This window comes from Parafrankia sp. BMG5.11 (assembly GCF_004337455.1).
In genome coordinates this window covers 155,543-178,540 of record NZ_SJXI01000002.1, presented here as the reverse complement: position 1 = coordinate 178,540, position 22,998 = coordinate 155,543, and the positions used below count along the sequence as shown (strand labels likewise).

Sequence of the window (22,998 nt, the reverse complement as noted above, 5' to 3'; positions counted from 1 at the left end):
TCGACTTCGCGCGGATCAAGCAGATCGCCAAGGCGCCGGTGCTGGTGGACCTGCGCAATATCTACCGGCCGGAAGACGTCCGCGCCGCGGGGTTTGCGTACATTAGCATCGGTCGCAGCTGAGAACGCCGCGCGCGTCCAAGCTGCCGGCGCGGCCGGGAGCCGCGCCATCATCGGCAACGGGCGCGGCCGGGAAAGCCGCGCCCGTGCCGATATCCTACTTCGCCGCCAGTTCCTTCACCAGAGCCGGCGCGGGATAGATTTTCTCCAGTGCTTCCTGCACCGCGTCGGTCGACACGACGACCGTGCGATTGAGCGTGCCGTCGTAGCCGTACGTCCCGCCGAGCGAATGGATGTTGCCGTCGAAAGCGGCCCCGATCACGGTGCCGGCTCGGTCGATCACCGGCGAGCCTGAATTGCCGCCGATGATGTCGTTCGTCGTCACAAAGTCATACGTGGCGCGCGGATCGATCTTCGCTTTGTTGGCGAGGAAGGCCGACGGGGCATCGAACGGCTCGCTGCCGGTCGCGCGGTCGAACGTGCCGCCAAGCGTGGTCTGGAACGGCACCTGCTTGCCGCGCTCCATCCACCCGGCGACCTTGCCGTAGCTGATGCGCAGGCTGAAGGTTGCGTCCGGATAGGCGCTGTCGCCATACGCCGCGAACCGTGCATCGGCGAGCTGGCTGCCGGCGATCGCCAACGGCGCGCCATACACCGTCTCGGTCGCCCGCTGCAGTTCGCGCTGACGATCCGCCAGACGCAGCGCATAGACGATCATCGGGTCGTCGGACGCGCGGATCGCCTTCATGCCGCCATCCCACAGCGCCTTGCGCACCGCCGGATCAGCCAGCTTGGTGCCATTCACCAGCGAGGTGGCCAGGCCTTCGGGACTGGCCTTGCCGAGCAAAAGCTGCGTGTCCGGATCGTCGGCGCCGAGGTACTCGCGGACCTTCGACAGGCTCCAGTTGAGCCGCAGTTCCTCCAGCCACGGGTAGACCGGGCGCGCGTCCAAGGTGCGCTTTTCCAGGAGGGGAAGCGCACTGTCAGTGTACCCGGGCAGCCGCTCGGCATTGGGCTTGGCGCGTTCCTGCGCCGCGAACACTAGGGTGCGCGCATACGAGTAGAGCTGGCTCGATGGCTGGGTGAAGCGCTGCGCCAGATAAAGCGGGCGGTAAGCGGCAACAGCGGTGTCGACCGTGGTCCACGGATCGGCTCCCCCTGCGCCCTTGGCGCGCAGGTCCGCCTCCGCAGCGGCGAGCTTCCCGGTAAACGCGGGATCGTTCAGTGCCTTGGACTGGCCGATGTAGACCTTGAGGCTGTTCTCGATCCCGTTCAGGGTATCGAGGCCCTCACGCTGGCGGTCAGGGCTTTCCTGCATCGCGCGGATGAGGCGGCCGCGCAGCTCGGACGTCGTGGCGACCGTGACGGGCAGCGCGACTTCGCGCGTGAAGGCGAGCTGGCTCGAGGTATAGAGGCGGCTGGTCGAACCGGGGTTGCCGACCACGAAGGTCGTCTCACCTTCCTTGGGCGGACGCGGGTTCCACTTAAGGTGGTTGGGCGTGCTGACCGGCTGGCCGTTCTCATACGCGCGCAGGAAGCTGGCATCGAGCGAGTAGCGCGGGAAGTTGAAGTTGTCCGGATCGCCGCCGAACGTCGCCGCGCGATCCTCGGGCGCCCATGCGAGGCGGACATCCGAGTACTTGCGATACTGGTACAGCTTGTACTGGCCGCCGCCGAACAGCGTCACGACCTGGCAGCGGGTGGTGGCCGTATCGGTGCACCCGGCTTTTTCGATCTCGGCGATCTTGGCATCGCGCGCCTTGGTCAGCGCTTCGCCGGTAAACGATCCGAACGAAGCCTTCACGTCGTTGGTCACGTCCGAAATGCGGGTCACCACCTCTGCCTGCTGACCCGGGCACTTCAGCTCCAGGTCGCGGCGCGCGGCCACGAAACCGCGATCGAGGTAATCGGTCGCCGCCGTGGAGTTGTCGTACAGGCAGCTGGCAATGCAGTGGTGGTTCGTCAGGATCAGCCCCTGCGGCGACACGAAGCTGGCCGAGCAGCCCCCCGTCAGGCGGACCGCGCCGTTCTGCACCCGGTTGAGCCAGGCCTGATCCGGCGCCCAGCCGTAGTCCGCCTTCATCTTGGCGGTCGGGAAGTTGTCGAAGGTCCACATGCCTTCATCGGCGGTGGCGGGCGCGGCGGCAAAAGCGAGCGCGCAGGCCGACAGGAACAGGGCGGAACGGATCATGCAGTATGGCTCCCCAAAAGACTCGTTGACGTGCCTTGTCGCGCCGCCCGAAGATTGTCCAGCAGAGCCGATGCCAGGGGGCCTGTAAGCCGGGTTCTGTCCCGCGCACGGTATCCTCGTGAGAGGACCGGCCGCGCGGGGGCAGCCATTCATCTAGGCCGACGATTGCTCGCCGGCTCGAGCAGCCAACCCGGGCGACTGGTCCGTATCCGACCTGCTGCACGCAGCGCGCCGCCCCTATTCGGCTTTGCTCCGGGTGGGGTTTGCCATGCGAGCCCTGTTACCAGCGCCCCGGTGCGCTCTTACCGCACCCTTTCAGCCTTACCTTGCGAAGCAAGGCGGTCTTCTCTCTGTGGCACTTTCCCTATGGTTGCCCACGGCGGGCATTACCCGCCACCCTTGTTACGTGGAGCCCGGACTTTCCTCGAACAGAAATCTGCTCGCGGCTGCCCAGCCCCCTGGCCTTCCCTATCTAGCAAGCCCGCGGTCGCGGTCCAGCAGAAGCTGAAACAGGATCGCACGCACCTGGCCGTCGATCGCCCCGTCGATCCTGTCGGGCCGCCAGCGCCGCTGGAACGCCTCCACCGCCTTGTGCCCATCGGTGATGTCATATCCGAACCGTTCGAGCGCTAGGTAAAACGCGGCATCGTTGTCGAACGGATCGCCCTGTTCCAGCTTGTCGGGCCGCGGCAGGCACAGCTTGTATTCGGCAAGCCGGTCCCACGGGAACAGTTCGCCCGGATCGATCTTGCGCGCCGGCGCGACATCCGAATGGCCGATGACGTTCGCTCGCGGAATGTCGTACTCCTGCACGATCCGGGCGAGCAGCGGGACCAGCGCATCGATCTGGGCATCGGCGAAATCGCGGTAACCGAGTGCGTGACCTGGATGATCGAGCTCGATGCCGATGCTGGCCGAGTTCACGTCGGGATGGCCGCGCCAGTAGCTCTGCCCCGCGTGCCACGCGCGCTTGTCCTCGTCGACCAGCCGGATGACCTCGCCCGCTTCGCTGATCAGGTAGTGCGCGCTGACCTTGGCCTCCGGATCGATCAGCCGGGTCAGCGCGTCCTCGGCGCTGGGCATCTCGGTATAATGCAGGACGACCATCGAAATCGGCAACGCGCGCTCGTCCCAGTTGGGCGATGGCACGGCGCGGTGGACGAGCTCGTCCACGCGTCAGGCCCCCGGCAGCACCGCGCCGAGCACCAGCGCATCGTCCGACAGCATGTATTGGAGGCCCCCGCCCGCCTGCGCCGCCACCATGCTGAGCATATGCGCCGCCGCCGTCCGGCTGGTCAGTTCGCCGGGCTTCAGGCGCCCTTCTAGCGCGCGGCCGATGATCTCATCGAACGCGATCCGCGGCCCCGCGGCGCGCACGACGATCTCGCTCGCGCCGTCGCGGCTCTCGGCACCCACATCCAGCGTCCCGCCGCGCACCAGCGCGTCGAGCCCGATCTGCGCGAAATTGAGCAGCACCTTGACCGCGCCCTTGGGCAGGCGGTCGGCGCTGAGCGCCCAGTTGAGCTCCACCCGTTTGGCATCGCCGACCAGTGCCTCGGTCACGCTGCGAGCCTCGTCGACCGGCACGCTTTCGCCGAACCCGCCGGCTGCGCCGAACGCGAGGCGGAAGAACTTGAGCTTGTCCGCGCTCACTTTCGCGCTCTGCTCCAGCAATTCGAAGCACCGCTGGCGCATGTCGGGATCACGCTCGTCGGCGAGCAGCTCCAGTCCGTTGGTCAGCGCACCCACCGGCGACAGCAGATCGTGGCACAGGCGCGAGCAGAGCATGCTTGCAAGGTCGAGGCTGTCGGTATCGTTCATGTAAGGGAGGCGATCCTGTAGGATGTGTCACACGTGTCACACTGTTCTGTAGAAGAAACCTCGCCCCGCCCCAACCGCTCGGTCAGCAGTCGGCAAGAGGAAGCGATGAAGTGCATGTGCAGTGCCCTACCCGCCCGCTTGCCGGTAGGAAAGTGGCTCGAAGCCCGTCGCGGCATCTCGCCACCAGCCGACCCTCCCTTCGCCGACGATCGCCCACACCCTGCCGTCGCCCGTGGCGTGCGCGCGGTCAGTGGCTGACGGGGCAGGCGGGCCGAGGGGGTGGGAATGGTAATAACCGATGACCTGCGGCCCTCCGCCGCGCGCCTCCCGGTGGGCGTCGATCAGCGCTTGCGGGTCAATCGCGAAATGCCGCGCGGGATCGGGATGGACGTTGGCACACGGGCGGACTTCCTCCACCCGCTTGTTGCCGAGCAGCAGCCCGCACGCTTCCAGCGGGTAGGCGTCGGCGGCTTCGGCGATCAGCCGCTCCACCACCCCGCTTGAGACTTCAATCCCCATCGCCCATCTTCCTAGCATGGGGGCCGGCATGCGAGATGGGGAAATCATCAATGGCGTTCTGTCCACGCCCGGCCGCCTGGACAAGGCGCTGGCCGATGCGAGCGGCCTGTCGCGCGAACGCATCAAGCAGCTGATCGCCGACGGGGCGGTCACGGTCGCGGGGCAAACGGCGACCAACCCGTCCGGGAAGATCCGTGGCGGCGAAGCTTTTGCGATCGCCCTGCCCCCGCCCGCCCCGCTCGACGCGCAGGCGCAGGATATCCCGCTCGATGTCGTGTTCGAGGACGATCACCTGATCGTGGTCGATAAGCCAGCCGGGCTGGTGGTGCATCCCGCGGCGGGCAATCTTGACGGCACGCTGGTCAATGCCTTGCTACACCATTGCGCGGGACGTCTTTCGGGCATCAACGGGACCTTGCGCCCCGGCATCGTGCACCGGATCGACAAGGACACCTCGGGCCTGCTGGTCGTCGCCAAGAGCGACGCCGCGCACGAAGGGCTGGCGAAGCAGTTCGCCGATCATTCCATCGAGCGAACCTATCTGGCGGTCTGCGCCGGCTATCCCAAGCCGGCGGAAGGCACCGTGACCGCGCGCCTCGGCCGGTCCGACGCCAACCGCAAAAAGATGGCGGTACTGCCCGCAGACAGTTCGCGTGGTAAGCACGCGGTGACCCATTTCCGCACGCTACAGCGCCTGCACGACTGCACCCTGATCGAATGCCGGCTGGAGACCGGGCGCACGCACCAAGTCAGGGTTCACCTTGCGTCAATCGGTCATCCGCTAGTGGGGGATCCGGTCTATGGACACGATCCCAAGACACTTCGGCCGCTCCTCAAGGAGCTTGGGTTTGCCCGTCAGGCGCTTCATGCCGCCAGCCTTGGGTTCCTCCATCCGGTTACTGCGGAACAGCTCGTCTTTTCAGCGAAACTGCCCGCCGACATGGCGGAACTAATCGACCGAACCGCTCATTGAGATCGATGAAAAGCACTGCCAACCGAGCGTGCAACCCTCTATATACAGCAGAGCGTGCCCAGCCCGACGGATGCCCGTGCAGGGGTCCCGATAATTGAGGCGACGCAGGAAAGGTCAGGGTTTAAGTGAGTACATCCAAGAAGATCGCGGTCCCCGCGTTGAACGGCGAACAGAGCCTCAACCGCTATCTGGCCGAGATCAAGAAATTCCCCATTCTGAAGCCCGAGCAGGAATACATGCTCGCCAAGCGGTATGCCGAACATGAAGATTCGGAAGCCGCGGCGCAGCTGGTGACCAGCCACCTGCGGCTCGTGGCGAAGATCGCCATGGGCTATCGCGGCTACGGCTTGCCGGTGTCGGACCTTATTTCCGAAGGCAACGTCGGCCTGATGCAGGGCGTCAAGAAGTTCGAACCCGATCGTGGCTTCCGCCTCGCGACTTACGCGATGTGGTGGATCAAGGCGTCGATTCAGGAGTTCATCCTCCGCTCGTGGTCGCTCGTTAAGATGGGCACCACCGCCGCGCAGAAGAAGCTGTTCTTCAACCTGCGGCGGATGAAGAAGGAGCTGGAGGCGTTCGAGGACTCGGACCTTCACCCCGACGATGTGACCAAGATCGCAACCGACCTCGGCGTGCCCGAGCAGGAAGTGATCAACATGAACCGGCGGATGATGATGGGCGGCGACGGCTCGCTCAACGTCTCGATGCGCAACGGCGAAGAAGGCGCTGGCGAATGGCAGGACTGGCTGAAGGACGATCGTCCGCTGCAGGACGAGATCACCGCCGAGGTCGAGGAAGCGCACGTGCGTCACGAGATGCTGGTGGAGGCGATGGACAGCCTCAACGAGCGTGAGAAGCACATCCTCACCGAACGCCGGCTGACCGACGACCCGCAGACGCTGGAGGAACTCAGCCAGGTCTACGACGTCAGCCGCGAACGCATCCGCCAGATCGAAGTGCGCGCGTTCGAGAAGCTGCAGAAGGCGATGCAACGCATCGCCGGCGAGCGGCTGCTGCCGGCGCCCGTGGCCGGCTGATCTTCCCGCCGAATCGAACAGAGCGCCCCCGGTCAGCCGATCGGGGGCGTTTTCTTTTGCTCGGCATCCGCTAGACGACAGGCATGTTCCGGTTCGGAAAGCTCCTCGCCAAGCTGATCGTCGGCTTCATCGCGCTCAGCCTGGTGCTGGTGATCGTGTTCCGCTTCGTGCCGGTTCCAGTCACCGCGACGATGATCATGGACGGCAACGGCATCACCAAGGACTGGGAGCCGTTGTCGAACATCGACCGCAACCTGGTCGCGGCGGCGATCGCGGGGGAGGATGGCAAGTTCTGCACCCATGCAGGTTTCGATCAGGAAGCGATCGAGGCGGCGATCAAGAAAAACATGCGGGGCGGCCGCATGCGCGGCGGCTCCACGATCAGCCAGCAGACCGCCAAGAACGTGTTCCTGTGGCAGGGCGGCGGGTATTTCCGCAAAGGGCTGGAGGCGTGGTTCACGTTCCTGATCGAGAAGCTGTGGGGCAAGCGGCGGATCATGGAAGTCTATCTCAACGTCGCCGAGACCGGCATCGGGACGTACGGCGCCGAAGCGGGCGCGCAGCGGTATTTCCGCCACTCCGCAGACCGTCTTTCCCGCACGGAGGCCGCGCGCATGGTCGCCGCGCTGCCCTTGCCCAAAGAGCGGTCGGTGGTCAGCCCGTCAGGCTTCGTGCGCCGCTATGGCAACACCATCGCCGCGCGCATCGGTGTCGTGCGGCGGGACGGGCTCGACGCCTGTATCTACGAGTAAGATGAGCGCCGCACATTCCCACGGACACGGGCACGGGCACGGGCACGGGCCGGTGAACCACGGCCCCGCGTTCGCGATCGGGGTGACGCTTAACCTGGCGTTCGTCGTGGTGGAGGCGGTGTACGGCTTTCTGGCGGGATCGATGGCGCTGCTGGCCGATGCCGGCCACAACCTGTCCGATGTGCTCAGCCTGGCACTGGCATGGGGCGCCAGCGTGCTCGCGCGGCGCGCGCCGTCGGGGCGGTATACCTATGGGTTCAAGAGCTCGACCATCCTGGCGGCACTGGCGAACGGGGGGCTGTTGCTGGTGGCGATCGGGGCGATTGCATTCGAGACGCTGAATCGCATAGCCGCGCCACCCGCGGTCGAGGGGCGGACGATGATCGCCGTGGCCAGCATCGGCATCCTGGTCAACGGCGCCACGGCGCTGCTGTTCATGCGTGGGCGCAAGCATGATCTCAACATCCGCGGCGCCTTCCTGCACATGACCGCCGACGCGCTGGTGAGCCTCGGCGTGGTGATCGCCGGCGCGGCCATCCTGCTGACGGGAGAGCGATGGATCGACCCAGTCACCAGCCTGGGGATCGTGCTGGTGATCGCCTGGGGCACGTGGGGATTGCTCAAGGATAGCGTGAAGCTGAGCCTCAACGCCGTGCCCGAGCATATCGACGAAGGCGCAGTGCGCGCGCACCTGGCAGCACTACCCGGAGTGACGGCAGTGCATGATCTCCACATCTGGCCGATGAGCACCACCGAAGCCGCGCTGACCGCCCATCTGGTCATCCCCGCAGGCCACCCCGGCGACGCCTTCCTGCGCGACCTGGCGCATGATCTGGAGCATGAGTTCGCCATCGGCCATACCACCGTGCAGGTCGAAACTGACCGATGCGATGGTGATTGCGCTAACCCGGATTTAATCCGCGGCACCTAACACCGGGTAGGTGGCCTGGTACCGGAACACCGACTGGTCGGACGAAATCGCCGCCGATTTCGAGCGGCGCCTCGCCCGCTCACGCCATCAAAAAGCGCAGAACCTGTCGCTCCAGGGCTTTCACCTGATCGCCCGGCATCCCGATGTGGCGGTCGACCTGCTAGAGCGCGCCATCGCGTTCGGCGACGAGTTCGAAACGCCGCGGGCGCTGCTTTACCTTGCGACTGCCAAGGTGGCGCTGGGGGACATCGATGGAGCGCTCGGCGCGTATGAGACGGCGCTGGACCGTCCGCCCGGGTCGCGCTCGTCTGTAATCCAGCCGGTCGATTACCTGTTCCTCGTAGGCGCGTTCCGCCGCACGGAGCGTTTGCCGCGCGCAATGGCCCTGATGGATGACGTGGCGGAAGACGGCGCCTTTGGCGCCGATCCCGAAGTCTTCGTGGCCAAGGCGCTGGTGCTTGATCTTGCCGGACGCAAGAAGGAGGCAAGCCACTACGCGTCGCTGGCCCTCCCTGCGCTGAAGAACGTCCCGCACCCGGCGACTGTGTCGATCGACATGGCCGAGGTTCGGGCGCGCCTGATGAGATTGGCCAACCGATTCTGAGCAACGGGGGCGAGCGAGTCACACTTAGACCTGCGTTGCCGCCCATCGTTCTAGAAGCCACGCAATCAGCACTTGCGCGCCAACCAGCGTCACCACCGTGATCACGATGCCCACCACCGGATTGCCGTTCTGCGCCTCGCGCGGGACGATGACCATGATCGCGGCAATCAGTGCCAACGTGCTCATCAGGATGCCGGGGACTATCCACAGAATGACCCTGGCCGGCCCGAACGCATCGGCCCGGCCGCGCAAGTCAAAGTGTGTGGGCAGCTGCTCGAAGCGTCCGAAGCGCCGGCTGGTTCGCAACGCGAGACCGAACAGGACGGCGACCCCGGCGATCGCCATCACGATCACCGTGGCCGCCATGCTCAGGCAGCTTCTTCCTTGTCCTTCTTGGCCTCGACCACCCGGACCGGGTCCTTGCGGCCTTCGACCACATCCTTGTCGACGACGATCTCGGTTACCCCGTCCATGTCGGGCAGGTCGAACATCGTGTCGAGCAGCATGCCCTCGACAATCGAGCGCAAGCCTCGCGCGCCGGTCTTACGCTGGATGGCGCGTTCGGCGATCGCGCGCAGGGCGTCGTCGGTGAAGGTGAGTTCCACGTCCTCAAGCTCGAACAGCTTGGCGTACTGCTTGGCGAGCGCGTTCTTCGGCTCCGACAGGATCTGCACCAGCGCATCGACGTCGAGGTCATTGAGCGTGGCGATCACCGGCAGGCGGCCGACGAATTCGGGGATCAGCCCGAACTTCAGGAGATCCTCCGGCTCGCACTTCTGGAGCAGCTCGCCCACCCGGCGCTTGTCCGGATCGGCGACGTGCGCGCCGAAGCCGATCGAGCGCTTCTGCAGGCGGTCGGCGATGATCTTGTCGAGCCCGGCGAACGCACCGCCGCAAATGAACAGGATGTTGGTGGTGTCCACCTGCAGGAATTCCTGCTGCGGATGCTTGCGCCCACCCTGCGGCGGGACTGACGCAGTGGTACCCTCCATCAGCTTGAGCAGCGCCTGCTGCACGCCTTCGCCCGACACGTCGCGGGTGATCGAGGGGTTTTCCGCCTTGCGGGTGATCTTGTCGATCTCGTCGATGTAGACGATCCCGTGCTGCGCCTTTTCGACGTTGTAGTCGGACGCCTGCAGCAGTTTCAGAATGATGTTCTCGACATCCTCGCCCACGTAACCGGCTTCGGTCAGCGTGGTGGCGTCGGCCATGGTGAAGGGCACGTCGAATGTGCGCGCCAGCGTCTGCGCGAGCAGCGTCTTGCCGCACCCGGTCGGGCCGACGAGCAAGATGTTCGACTTGGCGAGCTCTACGTCGCCCGCCTTGCCGCCGTGCTTCAGCCGCTTGTAGTGGTTGTGCACCGCGACTGACAGAACGCGCTTGGCGCGGTCCTGCCCGATCACGTAATCGTTGAGCGTGACGAAGATATCGAGCGGGGTCGGCACATCGCCTTCCTTGCGCCCGGCAATCCCGGCCTTGGTTTCTTCACGGATGATGTCGTTGCACAGCTCGACGCATTCGTCGCAGATGAACACGGTGGGGCCCGCGATCAGCTTGCGCACTTCGTGCTGCGACTTGCCGCAGAAGCTGCAGTACAGAGTGCTTTTCGAGTCCGATCCGCTCAACTTGGTCATATCCTGATACCTTCGAGCCCCGCGGCTTGCAGCAATGCGGGATTCGCCGACCGTAGGGCCGGATTTTCGATAATCAACCTGCAGCGCCTAGCACTGAGCGCCTTGCGCCAAGCTGAAGGGGCACGGTTGCCGAAATGCTACGGCTCACTCCGGCGCGCCGCCGCTGCCCTCGCCCTCGCCGGTGGTCTCACTCTCCGGGCGGGTTTCGAACACCTTGTCGACGATGCCGAACGCGCGGGCTTCCTCGGCCTCGAGGAAGGTGTCGCGGTCCATCGCCTTCTCGATCTCCTCCAGCGATTTACCGGTGTACTTGGCGTACAGATCGTTGAGACGAGTGCGCATGCGCAGGATCTCGCGTGCCTGGATTTCGATATCCGAAGCCATGCCACGCGCGCCGCCCGAAGGCTGGTGCACCATGATCCGCGCATTGGGCAGCGCGATGCGCATGCCCGGCTCACCGGCGGCGAGCAGGAAGCTGCCCATCGACGCAGCCTGCCCGACACAGACGGTGGAAACGCGCGGTTTGATATACTGCATGGTGTCGTGAATCGCCATGCCGGCCGTGACCACGCCGCCGGGCGAATTGATGTACATGCTGATCGGCTTGGACGGGTTTTCGCTTTCGAGGAACAACAGCTGCGCCACGATCAGCGAAGCCATGTTGTCTTCCACCTGATCGGTCACGAACACGATGCGTTCGCGCAGCAGGCGGGAAAAGATGTCGAAGCTGCGCTCGCCGCGGCTCGTCTGCTCGACCACCACCGGCACCAGCGCGCCGGTGAACGGGTCGCGAGTGAACTTGCCCTGGCTGCCGTAGGTCTCGCCGTAGCCGCCCAACACGTCGATCATGGAAACTCTGTCCTTCCGTCTCTTGTCGGCCGCCTATGTCGCGAGTGGCCGGCGCATGTTCAAGGGCGTTAACCCCGACGCGAGCAATCCCCGGTGGAATGTCGCGCGAAGCGGCAAGTGCTCCCCGCGGCATTCGCGTTGGCCAGCTTCAGCGGCAGATGAGCCTATTCCGCCGTCGGATCTGCCGCTCCGCCGCGGCCATCACTCTCGTCAGGCTTAGCCCTCTGCGCATTCTTGCGTACCTCCTCAGCCGCGATCTCGCGCTGGAGGAAGAAATTGAGCAAGGTGCGAATGGCGGCAACGGCAGCAAGTTGGCCGATCTCCGACCAGGTCGGCGCGACCGCCGTGCGCAGGATGTCGGCACCGAGCAGCAGTTCCAGCGCCAGCGCCAGCCAGCGCCCCAGCCGCAACCGGATCTCTTCCTTCGCGCCATGAGACACGTGCCCGGGCGCCGCGCCGCTGTGGCGGGGGATTGACATAACCAGCCGCGCGACCGCTTCGGCAACCGCGAACGCGACGATCAGCGCCGCGATACCCTCCACCACCAGCGAGGTGGCGAGGGTAAATTCGCGGATCCAGTGCTCCATACGGCGTGAACCGGCTTACATAGCGGCCGGTTCCGCCGCAGCGCAGCTTACTTCTTGGCGGCAGCCTTTTTCGCCGGTGCTTTCTTGGCCGCCGGCTTGTCTTCGGTCGGCTCAGCGTTCTTCTTGGCCGCGGCTTTCTTTGCCGGCTTCGCAGGCGTCGCTTCTTCCGACGAAGCCTCGCTGGCAACCGGAGCGTCCTCAGCCGGAGCATCGGCGGCTGGTTGCGCCTTGGCGGCCTTCTTCGCCGGCGCCTTTTTCTTTCCGGCCGGGCTTGCGGCAGCGGCGGGGGCAGGAGTTTCCTCTGCCTCGATCGCGGCCTGCAGTTCCTCGCGGGTCACCTCACGGTCGGTGATATCTGCCTTGTCGAACAGGAAATCGACCACCTTGTCTTCATACAGGGGCGCGCGCAGCTGGGCGGCGGCCATGTCGTTGGTGCGGATCAGTTCCATGAACCGGTCACGGTCTTCCGGGCGGTATTGCTGGGCTGCCTGCTGGATGAGCATGCTCATTTCCTGCTGGGTCACCTGCACCCCGTTTGCCTGGCCGATTTCGGACAGCAGCAGCCCCAGACGCACGCGGCGTTCGGCAATGGCGCGGTAATCGGCCTTTTCGGCTTCGATCTCCTTGAGCGCAGCCTCAGGGTCTTCCTCGCCAGCGGCTTCCTGCTGAAGCTGCTGCCAGATCTGTTCGAATTCGGCATCGACCATGCCCTGCGGCACCGGGAAGTCGTGACCAGAAGCGAGCGTGTCGAGCAGCTGACGCTTCATGGCGGTGCGGGTAAGACCGTTCAGCTCCTGCTCCAGCTGGCCCTTCAGCAGGCCGCGCAGTTGCTCCAGGCTTTCGAGGCCGAGCGACTTGGCGAATTCCTCGTCCACCGCGGTTTCGTCTTCGACCTGCACCTTGTGCACGTGGATTGCGAACTGGGCATCCTTGCCGGCGAGTTCCTTGGCCGGATAGTCGGCCGGGAAAGTGACCGTGATGGTCTTGTCGTCGCCGGCCTTGGCACCGGCAAGCTGCTCTTCGAACCCGGGGATGAAGCGGTTGGCGCCGATCACCAGCGGGGTCTCTTCCGCCTTGCCGCCTTCGAATTCGACCCCGTCGATCGAGCCGGTGAAGTCGATGATCAGCTGGTCGCCGTCAGCGGCCTTCCGGTTCTTCGGTGCATCCTTGAAGGTCTTCTGCTGGCTGGCGATATTGTTCACCGCCTCGTCCACTTCGCTGTCGGCAACCGGCACCGTCAGCCGTTCCAGCTTGAGACCGTCGAGCGACGGCGCCTCGATCTCGGGCAGCACTTCGACATCGACCGTCAGGGTCGCGTCCTTGCCCTGCTCATACCCGTCTCCGAACTGGACCTGCGGCTGCATCGCGGGACGCAGTTGCTTGTCGCGCATCAGGCCGTCGACCGCGCCCTGGATCTGCTCGTTGACCACCTGGCCGTGGATCGCCTCGCCGTGCATCTTCTTGACGAGGTTCGCCGGCACCTTGCCGGGGCGGAAGCCGGGCATGCGCACCTGAGGCGCGATCTTCTTCACCTCGGCTTCGATCGCAGCGTCGATGTCCTGAGCCGGGATGGTCACGGCATAGGTGCGGCGCAGGCCTTCGTTGGTGGTCTCTTCGATCTTCATGGGACGGTCAAAAGCCTTTTCGATGCAAACGTGTCACTGCGCTCGGGCCCGGGCGGAAGGTGGTGCGGGCGAAGGGACTCGAACCCCCACATCTTGCGATACTGGTACCTAAAACCAGCGCGTCTACCAATTCCGCCACGCCCGCATCCCGAACGCAGCCGCGCGTGGGCTGTTAGGCCCCGCTGCGCGAACAGGGGTGCGCCGTTACAGCGCGCGCGGGCAAAGGGCAAGCCGCGTGGAACACCCAGCCGTATCCCCGCGTTGATGCCCGACGAAAGGAACTGCCCATGGCCTCCAATCCCGAAATCCGGCCCGACCCCGGTCCCGACCGGATCGACCCGCAAAGCCCCCCGGAAACCCAGCCCTCGCAAGCGCCGGCGGAAGAGCCGATGCAGCAGCCCGGCGAGATCGAGGCGCCTTCGCCCGATACCTTGCAACCCGGCCAGCAGCCGACCGAACTGCCGCCGCTGAACTGAGCATGGGCACTCCCGTCCCACCGCCAGACCCGGCGAACACGCCGCTGTCAGCCCATCAACTGGGTGAAGACGACCGCGATTTTGCGGACGACGGCCCGGTGCTCGACATCGGCCCCAGCGAAATCGACATCGAGCGCCGCAATGCCGGTGTCCGCCCGGACCCGGAACGGGCGGCGCCGCCCGAGGCTGAACTGCCGCCCGACTGACTTGCCGGTCAGGCCCGTGCCGACTAAGGGCCCGACCCATGAGCGACGAGCAAAGCCAGACACCCCCCGATCACCTCTCGGTCAACCCGCAGAGCCCGTACTTCGATGCCGATTCGCTTCAGCGCGGAATAGGCATCCGGTTCAAGGACCGGGTACGGACCGACGTGGAGGAGTATTGCATCTCCGAAGGCTGGATTCGGGTGCAGGCGGGCAAAACGATGGACCGCAAGGGGCAGCCGCTGACACTAAAGCTCAACGGCCCCGTCGAAGCCTGGTTTGAGGACTTGGGCGACGAGCCGCCGGTGGCCCGCAAGTCCGACTAGCGGTCGTAACGCGCTAGTGCGGTCGCGATCGGATCGCCCGACGCTGACCTGCCTGCCGTTCGCACCGGCGCCTGCATTAGCGCTACGCGCCTTGGCGCGGGTTTCTCGACGCGCGGGCTTTCCAAAGAGGCGAATGCCGCAGCGAACCGCTTGGTCGGTTTGGCGGAGATCGGCGGCTGCACCGCGTGCGCGCTATAGCCTGCGCTTGCCAGCACGCGCGGTCCGCCTAACGGGGCGTCCCCGTTGTCGCGCTCGTTGTAGATGAAACCCGCTACCGGCCACGCGGTCGTTCCGAGGCCGCCGATCGGATCGTACCACACGCGTACCTGGCTCCAATCATTAGCGGGCGACACGTCCACGGCCTTGACCCCGCGCTCGATCTGCCCGCGACGCCCGCCGATCGGCGACCAGTTAGCGTGATCGAGCAGCACGGTCCGGTCGTCGATCACCCGCGCCACGGCGGCGACATGGCCCAGCGTCATCGCGCCGGAGGGGCGGAATGTCATCACCGCGCCGGCCCGGGGCCGAATACCGCGCTTGTAGCGTCCGGCCGCTTGGTCCCACCAGGTTCGGGCATCTCCATAGATCTGCACGCCGGACCGTTCGCGCGCATAGGGCACGCATTGCAGATAGGGCTGCAACTCCTGGCTCTCGGCGCGCTGCCCCGGATCGAAGCTGGCCGAGGCGTCAGCCTGCGCCATGCCGGACCAGCCCAGGCCGATCGCACCGGCCACGATGATGAACCTACCCCTCATGTCCCTTAAGCTGCCGCGCCAAGGTTAACATCGTCCTACCGACCGCTTCGCTTGCCAAGCGCGTGCCGAGCGGCCACCTGAGGCGGGCATGAAACCCGAGGTCATCATCATCGGCCGGCCCAACGTCGGCAAATCGACCCTGTTCAACCGGCTGGTCGGCAAGAAGCTCGCCCTAGTCGACGATCAGCCCGGCGTCACCCGCGACCGCCGCATGGGCGACGCGGTGCTGGCCGGACTGGAGTTCACGATCGTGGACACCGCCGGGTGGGAAGACGAGGACGAGGAGACCCTCCCCGGCCGGATGCGCAAGCAGACCGAGGTCAGCGTCGAGGGAGCCGATGCGGCGCTATTCGTGATCGACGCTCGCGCCGGCCTGACGCCGCTGGACGAGGAGATCGCCCGCTGGCTGCGCACGCAGGAGATTCCGGTGGTGGCGGTGGCCAACAAGGCCGAGGGCAGCGCCGGCGACGCCGGTCTGTTCGAGGCATTCTCCCTTGGTTTCGGCGAACCCGTGGCGCTCAGTGCAGAGCACGGCGAAGGCGTGGCCGACCTGTTCGAAGCGCTGTGGCCCCTGATCGGCGCGGCGGAGGCCGAGCGTGAGGCCGCTGACCGCGCAGGCGAGCCCGCTGACATGGAGGAGCTTGAACTCGGGCCCCTCAAGCTGGCCATCGTCGGGCGGCCGAACGCCGGCAAATCCACCCTGATCAACCGTTTCCTGGGCGAGGATCGCCTGCTCACCGGGCCGGAGGCGGGGATCACCCGCGATTCGATCGCGGTCGACTGGCAGTGGACCGATGCGGACGGCGAGGTGCGCGACGTGCGGCTGATCGACACCGCCGGGATGCGCAAGCGCGCCCAGGTGGTCGACAAGCTGGAAAAGATGTCGGTCGCCGATGCCAAGCGCGCGGTCGATTTCGCCGAAGTGGTCGTCCTGCTGCTCGACGCGACGCGCGGGCTTGAACATCAGGACCTCAAGATCGCCGCGCACGTGCTGGAAGAAGGCCGCGCGCTGATGATCGCGATCAACAAATGGGACATCGCCGAGAACGCGAGCAGCCTGTTCAACGGCATCAAGGGTGCGCTTGAGGACGGCCTATCGCAGGTCAAGGGCGTGCCGGTGTTCGCGGTGAGCGCGCGGACGGGGAAGGGGCTGGACCAGATGCTGCAGGCGGCATTCGTGCTGCGCGATGCCTGGTCGAAACGGGTGCCGACAGCCGCCCTCAACCGCTGGTTCGACGATGCGCTGGAAGCCAACCCGCCGCCGGCCCCAAAGGGCAAGCGCATCAAGCTGCGCTATATCACGCAGGCCGGCACGCGCCCGCCGCGGTTCGTGGTGTTCGGCACCCGGCTGGACATGCTGCCCGCGAGCTATGAACGGTATCTGCTGAATTCGATCCGCAGCGCACTCGGCTTCGACGGGGTGCCGCTGCGGATCGTGCTGAAAAGCCCGAAGAACCCGTTCGGGAAGGACTAGGCGCCCGTCCCGCCTTCGCCCGCCGGCTCGCTGTGGAGCTGGACGTAGTTCTGCAGACCCATGCGCTCGATCATCTCGAACTGGGTCTCGAGGAAGTCGACGTGTTCTTCCTCGCTTTCGAGGATCCGCTCGAAGATTTCGCGACTGACATAGTCGCGCACCGTTTCGCAGTGCTGGATAGCGTCGCGCAGCAGCGGGATCGCTTCCATCTCCAGCGCCAAGTCGGCGCGCAGAATCTCCTCGACCGTTTCCCCCACCTTCAGCCGGTGGATCGCCTGGAAGTTGGGTAGGCCATCGAGAAACAGGACGCGCTCTGCCAGCACGTCGGCGTGTTTCATCTCATCGATCGATTCGTGACGCTCGTATTCGGCCAGCTTCTGGATGCCCCAGTGGTGCAGCACGCGGTAGTGCAGCCAGTACTGGTTGATCGCGGTCAGTTCGTTCGTGAGCGCGCGATTGAGAAAATCGATGACCTGGGGGTCGCTCTTCACTGTGGTATCTCCTGTCGCGGCCTAGCCGTGGTTATGGCCACGCGCGGCCAAGCGAGCAAGGAAAACAGCCGGTAAACGGCGGAAATCCGCCAATTGCGAGTGCGTCGCAGCGTCAGGCAGCAATGGGGACGGAGGCGAGTGTCCGCTCTTCCTCCACGATCTCGTCGGCTTCGTCCAGGCATTGACCGCAGTTCGGTCGCTTGCCGAGCGCCGCATAGAGCGCCTCTGCATCGCCGGTGCTCCGCAGCGCCGCCCGGCGCAGCTCGCATTCCTTGATGGCGTTGCAGACACAGATGTACATGACGAATCGGAAGCTAATGCGAACAAGTCGCAAGAGCAAGTGCTATCGCAGCGGGAAAATCCGACCGTAGGTGAGACAGCGCCACAGCCACTCGAGCGGGCCATACCGGAACCGCGCAAGCCATGGCTGCGACCATGCGAGCATCGCCAGCCATGCCAGCAACACCACGAGATACAGCTTCGGGCGGTCGAGCGCGCCGAACAGGTTCAGGCCCCAGCTCTGGAACACCACCAGCATGATGAGGGAGGTGCCAAGGTAATTCGAAAACGCCATCCGGCCCGCCGCCGTGACCCGGCGCCCAAGCCAGCCGGTCGCCCGCGGCGCCCACAGCGCGAGCAGCGCCGCAAGGCCCAGGATCGCCGGCACCCGGGTGAGGGTTTGGGGTCCCAGAAAGGCGAACATCGTGCCCGTGTAGGTCAGCCCATCGGCGACGGCCCACAGCGCGAGCGCGAGCGTCATGGCCGTACCGGCGCCCAGCCCCCACCAGCCCCACCGGGCCTGGGTGCGCCGGTCAATTCTCCCGTCAAACAGCCCGGCCCGATAAAGAGCCATGCCGACCAGCATAAATGGCACCGTTTCGAGCGCGGTGTGCGTGAACTGGTCGATCCAGTTCCACCGATGATCGCCCAACGCGTGGGCGACGTAGTCGGCATACGAGCCGCGGGTGTTGATCGCGATCTCGCGCAAGGCGTCAGCGCGTTCACCGTCGAGCATGGCGACCGCATCGCGCGCCAGCGGCGCATACTGCGGGTCCGCACCCAACGACATCTCGCTGGCGGCCCACATCAGCCCGTATTGCACCGAGTTCAGCACCGCGCCGAATACGTACACGGTCAGGCCCGCGGCTAGTTGGTGGACCGCTGGCAAGCGCAAAGCGAACAGCGCGATCAACCCGCATAGAGCATAAAGGGTCAGGATGTCGCCGCGCCACAGCAGGTAATAATGCGCCAGCCCAAAGACCAGCAGCCACCCAAGCCGCCGCACCTGCACCCAGGTCGAACCCCCACGCACTGTCACCCGGTCGGCGAACAGAACCAGCCCCGCCCCGAACAATAGCGTGAACAATCCGCGCATCTTGCCGTCGACGAAGACGAACTGAGCAACCCATAGCCAATCGGAAACCGGGCCGTGCGCGGTCACAAAACCGCCGGGCCACATGTAGGCCATGTAAGGTTGCCCAAAGGCGACGATGTTGGCGGCCAGGATGCCCATGACCGCGATGCCGCGAATGAAATCGAGGCTTACCAGTCGCTCGCCGGTCGCCGTCGGCAGGGCGGAAGGATCGGCAGCGCTCACCGCGCGCCCGTAGGCCGGTCGCGGCCCCGGCTCAACGGGTGACGATGCAGCCCTGCCCCGCCGCCTTGAGCGCGTTGCACGCACCTTGCGCGTCGCCCTGGGTCGCCCACCCGGCTGCTAGGAGCCGGGTCAACCGTCCGGATCGCATAGTGACTTTGCTCTTGCCGGAAAGCACTGACTTGCCCGTCAACTGCGACCACAGCCGGTCGGCGTTGCCGGCCACTGCAAAGGCACCGAGTTGGACCTTCCACGGCCCGCTCGTGTGATGCGCTTCGGCGCGAGCGGGCGAAGCGGCGCGCGCCGCTTGCACCTGCGCGCGCTCGCGCACCGGCGGCGCAGCGGCAACCTGGGCCCGCGCCGGCCTGGCAAAGTCCGCTCCGGCATCAGCCGGACTTTCGGTGCCGGTCGCGCGCATGGCTTCGGCCACCGCTGCTTCCGCAGAAGCCACGGACAGCGGAGCCGGCGCGCCAGCAATCGGCTGAAATGCCTGCACCGCGGCGGTGCGCGCCGGCGTCTGCACTACGCCATCGAAGCCCTGCCCCAGATCCGCCGCAGACAACTGCGCAGTGCGGATGGCATCTGCCTGCGCGCGCATCTGCGCCGCCAGCGACTGCGCTTGCTGGCGCTGCGCCAACGGCACGAATTCGTCCATCTGCTGGATCGCGGGCCGCGCCTGCGGCAGGTCAGCCGCGTTCGCCAGCGTTAGCAGCGCGTAAGCCCGCACCCAGTCGCGCACGACCAGGTCGCCGTTGAAATAGGCGATCCCCAGCAGGTACTGCGCACGCGGATCGCCGCGCTCGGCAGCGGCGGTGACATACGGCAGGGCCTGCTCGCGGCGGCCGTCCTGGAACAGCAGCAGGCCATAGTTGTCCGCCGCCTTGAGATGCCCCTTCGCCGCCGCGCGCGCATACAGGTTCTCGGCTTCTTGGATGTTCTCGGGCACCCCGCGCCCCAGCCGATACGCCTGGGCGAGGTTGAATAAAGCATCCGCATCGCCCTTGGCGGCGGGCTCCTTCCATTCCGCGATCGCGCGCGCGAAGTCTCCCGAAGCCCATGCGTCCACGCCCGCTTTCACGTCCGCGTGCGCCGGGATCGAACCGAAAGCGAGCCCCGCCGCGAGCATCGTGATGGCGATGGAGTGCGTCAGGCGCATGGTGATCGAGCTCTTCCCCTGTCGCCCGATGAACGGGTTGATGACCAGCGTGACATAGTGAACCAGCCGTTAGCAAAGAGTTTCTGTGAAGGCACTTTTAGGCGCCCGGCAGTGGCGCCGCCGGCGGGAGGATTAACGTTAAATTAGGGGTATGCTGCGATCTCGGCTGGCGAAGGGTGCATGGGTGCACTTTGGCAACGGGTTTTTCAGGGGGACCAGCCTTGCGGGTACTGGCATTGGCTTCGCAGAAGGGTGGATCGGGCAAGACAACCTTGTCCGGGCACATGGCCGTACAGGCGCAGCGCGCCGGTGCCGGGCCGGTGGTGCTGATCGACATCGATCCGCAAGGATCGCTGGCCGACTGGTGGAACGAGCGGGAAGCCGAATATCCGGCTTTCGCCCAGACGACGGTGGCGCGACTCGCCAGCGATCTTCAGGTGCTGCGCCAGCAGGGCTTCAAACTGGCGGTGATCGATACTCCGCCGGCGATCACGATGGCGATCCAGTCGGTCATCGGCGTGGCCGAATTGATCGTCGTCCCCACCCGCCCCAGCCCGCACGATCTGCGCGCCGTCGGCGCCACGGTCGACTTGTGCGAACGGGCAGGCAAGCCGCTGATCTTCGTAGTCAACGCCGCGACGCCCAAGGCCAAGATCACGTCCGAGGCCGCCGTCGCGCTGAGCCAGCACGGCACCGTCGCGCCAATCACGCTGCACCACCGCACTGACTTCGCCGCCTCGATGATCGACGGCCGCACGGTGATGGAAGTCGACCCCGAAGGCCGTTCGGCCGCCGAGGTCGCCGCGTTGTGGAACTACGTGTCCGACCGGCTGGAGAAGAACTTCCGCCGCACCGTGTTCGCCGCGCCCAACGCGGTGTCCGCCGCGCCCAGCGCATATCGTCCCCAGGGCGGCTTCGGCCGCCGGGTGGCGCAGTAAGCGCAGGCACGAGAGAAAGGCCGAATCGCAGATGGCCGAAGTCACCTTCGCCTCGCTCAGCCCGTCGCTGCTCGCTCGCAAGGGCGGCGCGAAGCCGGCCATGCGTCCGCAGCATGCAGCGCTCGCCGCGATGACGGCAGCCGAACCCATGACGGCACCCGCGCCCGACCAGCTCGAGGATCTCGGCTGGAACGACATGGGCGAGCACGAGCCTGCCGTCGCGACCGGCGCGGAGGTATATCAGCTCACCCCGATGCCGCGCGTGGTCGAAGAAACGGACACCGAGGCTCCGCTTCCGGCCGTGGTTCGCCAGCAGGAACAACTCGCCGAGCGTCTCGATGCACCGGCACCGGAAATGGCCCCCGCCCCGGCACCGACCAAACGGCGTTCGGTGCAACAGCGGACCGGCCGGGCCGCATTTACGCTGCGGCTCGATCCGCACCGCCATCTGAAGCTGCGGCTTGCCACCACCATCAAGGGCGTGAGCGCACAGGCGCTGGTGACCGACGCGCTCGACGCGCTGCTCGCTGACATGCCCGAACTCGATACGCTCGCCGCGCAGGTCCAGCGGCGCTGAACGCGACCACAGGGGAAGATACCATGATCACCCGCACGAACCGCACCTCTCGCATGCTGGCGCTGGCCGCCGGTACAGCGCTCGCTTCCACCGCGCTGGCAGGCTGCGCCACCAATGTCGCGCCGCGTGCCGACTTGTCGGCGAGCAAGGCCGAGGTCGCCATGACGCGAGGCAACAGCGGCTCGGCGATCACTAATGCGGAAGCCGCCGTGCTGGCCGACCCGCGCAACGCAAGCTATCGCACGATGCTGGGCGCGGCGTACATGGATGCCGGCCGCTTCCTGGCCGCGCGCACCAGCTTCGATGACGCGATGACGCTGGGTGATACCAGACCGCGCACAGTGTTGGGCTTCGCGCTGGCGTCGGTGGCCTCGGGCGACCGGGCAGCCGCGTTGCGCGTCCTCAGCGATTATGGCGACGATATCGCCGCGGCGGACCTGGGCCTGGCGCTCGCCCTCGCCGGTGAACCGCAGCAGGGTGCGTTCGTGCTGTCGAATGCCCTGCGCAGCGGAGACAACACGCCCAAGGTGCGCCAGAACCTGGCCTACGCGCTCGCCCTGGGCGGCGATTGGGCCGGCGCCCGGATCATGGCGGCCGAAGATGTGCCCGCCGATCAGCTCGGCGCGCGACTGACGCAGTGGGCGGCGCTTTCGACGCCTGACCAGTCGAGGAACCGCGTCGCGGCCTTGCTGGGCACGCGGGCGGTGGCCGACGCCGGGCAGCCGGTCGAACTGGCGCTCGCCAATCACCCGAGCCACGGCCAGCTGGTGGCCGAGGCAGCAGCCGTCGCCGCCGCCCCGGTGACCGAATCCGCGCCAGCGCAGGAATTCGCCTTTGCCGGTGGCGAATTGCCGCCAGTCGGCAGCTATGCACCAGCCGCCCAGCCCGCCCCGGTGGCGATGCAGGTGGCAGTGGCCGCTCCTGCTCCTGCGCCCGCGCCCACCCCCGTGCCCACGGCAGACTTCGACACCGCGTTCGCCGCGCAAGCGCCCGGTGGCGCGACACCTGCACAGATGATCGCTTCCGCTGCGGAATTTGTCGCCCAGCCGGTGATCCAGCAGGCTCCGACCCGCGTCGCTTCGGCCAAGCCGGTCCGCAAAGCCGCGAACCGGACCGTCGCAGCCAGTCAGTCCGGCGACCATCTCGTGCAGCTCGGCTCCTTCTCTTCCGAAGCCAGTGCCCAGCGCGCATGGGCCATTTACGCCAAGCGGTTCCCGCAGCTCTCCGCCTTCGACATGGTGATCACCAAGGCGGTGGTGCGCGGCAAGACGTATTACCGGGTCAGCGCCGGCGGCCTCCAGCGGGCTCAGGCAAGCTCTGTCTGCTCGACGGTGCGCGGCAAGGGCGAACAGTGCATCGCCTGGGCCGAAGGCCGGCCGCTGCCGGGCGCGGTCAATACCGGGGTGCGCATGGCGCGCCGCTAACC

26 protein-coding genes, 1 tRNA gene and 1 other RNA gene are annotated in these 22,998 nt (G+C 66.2%); 12 read left to right on the top strand and 16 right to left on the bottom strand.

Annotated elements, in window-relative coordinates:
- Positions 1-216: 216 nt before the first annotated feature.
- From E0504_RS03405 to E0504_RS03385, 5 genes are all read right to left on the bottom strand, one after another.
- Complete coding sequence (locus E0504_RS03405; protein ID WP_131621929.1) at positions 217-2,250, bottom strand: S46 family peptidase; 2,034 nt, start codon at positions 2,248-2,250, stop codon at positions 217-219.
- 69 nt (positions 2,251-2,319) lie between these two features.
- An RNA gene (gene rnpB / locus E0504_RS03400) (RNase P RNA component class A) lies at positions 2,320-2,712 on the bottom strand.
- Between the two features lie 6 nt (positions 2,713-2,718).
- Positions 2,719-3,357 (bottom strand): N-acetylmuramoyl-L-alanine amidase, encoded by a 639-nt coding sequence (locus E0504_RS03395; RefSeq protein WP_131621980.1) that lies wholly within the window; start codon positions 3,355-3,357, stop codon positions 2,719-2,721.
- A gap of 69 nt (positions 3,358-3,426) precedes the next feature.
- The gene (locus tag E0504_RS03390; RefSeq protein ID WP_131621927.1) at positions 3,427-4,071 is read right to left on the bottom strand and encodes a histidine phosphotransferase family protein; all 645 of its coding nucleotides are present in this window, start codon (positions 4,069-4,071) and stop codon (positions 3,427-3,429) included.
- A gap of 126 nt (positions 4,072-4,197) precedes the next feature.
- Positions 4,198-4,590, bottom strand: a complete 393-nt coding sequence (locus tag E0504_RS03385) for a Mov34/MPN/PAD-1 family protein (RefSeq protein WP_131621925.1) — start codon at positions 4,588-4,590, stop codon at positions 4,198-4,200.
- Between the two features lie 28 nt (positions 4,591-4,618).
- Between E0504_RS03385 and E0504_RS03380 the strand changes: the two genes are divergently transcribed.
- The 5 genes from E0504_RS03380 to E0504_RS03360 all read left to right on the top strand — a co-directional run bounded on the left by E0504_RS03380 (position 4,619) and on the right by E0504_RS03360 (position 8,887).
- Positions 4,619-5,563: an RluA family pseudouridine synthase gene (locus E0504_RS03380; RefSeq protein ID WP_131621923.1), complete on the top strand. Its 945-nt coding sequence runs from the start codon at positions 4,619-4,621 to the stop codon at positions 5,561-5,563.
- A 125-nt stretch (positions 5,564-5,688) separates the two neighbouring features.
- Complete coding sequence (rpoH, locus tag E0504_RS03375) at positions 5,689-6,600, top strand: RNA polymerase sigma factor RpoH (protein ID WP_210413413.1); 912 nt, start codon at positions 5,689-5,691, stop codon at positions 6,598-6,600.
- An 83-nt stretch (positions 6,601-6,683) separates the two neighbouring features.
- Complete coding sequence (gene mtgA / locus E0504_RS03370; protein WP_131621921.1) at positions 6,684-7,352, top strand: monofunctional biosynthetic peptidoglycan transglycosylase; 669 nt, start codon at positions 6,684-6,686, stop codon at positions 7,350-7,352.
- Position 7,353: 1 nt separating this feature from the next.
- The gene (locus tag E0504_RS03365) at positions 7,354-8,283 is read left to right on the top strand and encodes a cation diffusion facilitator family transporter (protein WP_131621919.1); all 930 of its coding nucleotides are present in this window, start codon (positions 7,354-7,356) and stop codon (positions 8,281-8,283) included.
- Between the two features lie 10 nt (positions 8,284-8,293).
- Positions 8,294-8,887, top strand: coding sequence for a M48 family metallopeptidase (locus tag E0504_RS03360; protein ID WP_131621917.1), 594 nt, complete (start codon positions 8,294-8,296; stop codon positions 8,885-8,887).
- Positions 8,888-8,911: 24 nt separating this feature from the next.
- Here the strand turns inward: E0504_RS03360 and E0504_RS03355 are convergent, their stop codons facing one another.
- The 6 genes from E0504_RS03355 to E0504_RS03330 all read right to left on the bottom strand — a co-directional run bounded on the left by E0504_RS03355 (position 8,912) and on the right by E0504_RS03330 (position 13,727).
- Positions 8,912-9,253 (bottom strand): hypothetical protein, encoded by a 342-nt coding sequence (locus E0504_RS03355; protein WP_131621915.1) that lies wholly within the window; start codon positions 9,251-9,253, stop codon positions 8,912-8,914.
- Positions 9,254-9,255: 2 nt separating this feature from the next.
- Positions 9,256-10,521: an ATP-dependent Clp protease ATP-binding subunit ClpX gene (clpX, locus tag E0504_RS03350; RefSeq protein WP_131621913.1), complete on the bottom strand. Its 1,266-nt coding sequence runs from the start codon at positions 10,519-10,521 to the stop codon at positions 9,256-9,258.
- A gap of 144 nt (positions 10,522-10,665) precedes the next feature.
- On the bottom strand, positions 10,666-11,370 hold the full coding sequence (locus E0504_RS03345; RefSeq protein WP_131621911.1) for an ATP-dependent Clp protease proteolytic subunit: 705 nt from the start codon (positions 11,368-11,370) through the stop codon (positions 10,666-10,668).
- 164 nt (positions 11,371-11,534) lie between these two features.
- Positions 11,535-11,957 (bottom strand): DUF1622 domain-containing protein, encoded by a 423-nt coding sequence (locus tag E0504_RS03340; protein ID WP_131621909.1) that lies wholly within the window; start codon positions 11,955-11,957, stop codon positions 11,535-11,537.
- Positions 11,958-12,004: 47 nt separating this feature from the next.
- Positions 12,005-13,582 (bottom strand): trigger factor, encoded by a 1,578-nt coding sequence (gene tig, locus E0504_RS03335; RefSeq protein ID WP_131621907.1) that lies wholly within the window; start codon positions 13,580-13,582, stop codon positions 12,005-12,007.
- 60 nt (positions 13,583-13,642) lie between these two features.
- Positions 13,643-13,727: transfer RNA gene (locus tag E0504_RS03330), tRNA-Leu, on the bottom strand.
- 142 nt (positions 13,728-13,869) lie between these two features.
- On the opposite strand from E0504_RS03330, the gene E0504_RS03325 reads away from it, so the two are divergent.
- The 3 genes from E0504_RS03325 to E0504_RS03315 are packed head-to-tail and all read left to right on the top strand — an operon-like array spanning position 13,870 to position 14,587.
- A complete protein-coding gene (locus E0504_RS03325; RefSeq protein WP_131621905.1) occupies positions 13,870-14,058 on the top strand; it encodes a hypothetical protein in 189 nt (62 codons plus the stop codon).
- Between the two features lie 2 nt (positions 14,059-14,060).
- Positions 14,061-14,264: a hypothetical protein gene (locus E0504_RS03320; RefSeq protein ID WP_131621903.1), complete on the top strand. Its 204-nt coding sequence runs from the start codon at positions 14,061-14,063 to the stop codon at positions 14,262-14,264.
- A gap of 38 nt (positions 14,265-14,302) precedes the next feature.
- On the top strand, positions 14,303-14,587 hold the full coding sequence (locus E0504_RS03315; protein WP_131621902.1) for a DUF3297 family protein: 285 nt from the start codon (positions 14,303-14,305) through the stop codon (positions 14,585-14,587).
- Here the strand turns inward: E0504_RS03315 and E0504_RS03310 are convergent.
- Positions 14,584-15,321: a CHAP domain-containing protein gene (locus E0504_RS03310; RefSeq protein ID WP_207912165.1), complete on the bottom strand. Its 738-nt coding sequence runs from the start codon at positions 15,319-15,321 to the stop codon at positions 14,584-14,586. The genes E0504_RS03315 and E0504_RS03310 overlap by 4 nt on opposite strands.
- Positions 15,322-15,430: 109 nt before the next feature.
- On the opposite strand from E0504_RS03310, the gene der reads away from it, so the two are divergent.
- Positions 15,431-16,816, top strand: coding sequence for a ribosome biogenesis GTPase Der (der, locus tag E0504_RS03305; protein WP_131621900.1), 1,386 nt, complete (start codon positions 15,431-15,433; stop codon positions 16,814-16,816).
- Here the strand turns inward: der and bfr are convergent.
- The 4 genes from bfr to E0504_RS03285 all read right to left on the bottom strand — a co-directional run bounded on the left by bfr (position 16,813) and on the right by E0504_RS03285 (position 20,057).
- The gene (gene bfr / locus E0504_RS03300; RefSeq protein ID WP_131621898.1) at positions 16,813-17,307 is read right to left on the bottom strand and encodes a bacterioferritin; all 495 of its coding nucleotides are present in this window, start codon (positions 17,305-17,307) and stop codon (positions 16,813-16,815) included. The two genes, der and bfr, sit on opposite strands and share 4 nt — an antisense overlap.
- Positions 17,308-17,419: 112 nt before the next feature.
- The gene (locus E0504_RS03295; protein ID WP_131621896.1) at positions 17,420-17,608 is read right to left on the bottom strand and encodes a bacterioferritin-associated ferredoxin; all 189 of its coding nucleotides are present in this window, start codon (positions 17,606-17,608) and stop codon (positions 17,420-17,422) included.
- Positions 17,609-17,650: 42 nt separating this feature from the next.
- Positions 17,651-18,904: a DUF418 domain-containing protein gene (locus E0504_RS03290; protein WP_207912164.1), complete on the bottom strand. Its 1,254-nt coding sequence runs from the start codon at positions 18,902-18,904 to the stop codon at positions 17,651-17,653.
- Between the two features lie 31 nt (positions 18,905-18,935).
- Positions 18,936-20,057 (bottom strand): SPOR domain-containing protein, encoded by a 1,122-nt coding sequence (locus tag E0504_RS03285; RefSeq protein ID WP_131621894.1) that lies wholly within the window; start codon positions 20,055-20,057, stop codon positions 18,936-18,938.
- A gap of 221 nt (positions 20,058-20,278) precedes the next feature.
- On the opposite strand from E0504_RS03285, the gene E0504_RS03280 reads away from it, so the two are divergent.
- The 3 genes from E0504_RS03280 to E0504_RS03270 are packed head-to-tail and all read left to right on the top strand — an operon-like array spanning position 20,279 to position 22,996.
- On the top strand, positions 20,279-20,995 hold the full coding sequence (locus tag E0504_RS03280; protein WP_131621892.1) for a ParA family protein: 717 nt from the start codon (positions 20,279-20,281) through the stop codon (positions 20,993-20,995).
- A 31-nt stretch (positions 20,996-21,026) separates the two neighbouring features.
- A complete protein-coding gene (locus E0504_RS03275; RefSeq protein ID WP_131621890.1) occupies positions 21,027-21,572 on the top strand; it encodes a hypothetical protein in 546 nt (181 codons plus the stop codon).
- Between the two features lie 23 nt (positions 21,573-21,595).
- Entirely contained in the window at positions 21,596-22,996 is a 1,401-nt protein-coding gene (locus tag E0504_RS03270) for an SPOR domain-containing protein (protein ID WP_131621888.1), read from the top strand.
- Positions 22,997-22,998 lie beyond the last annotated feature (2 nt).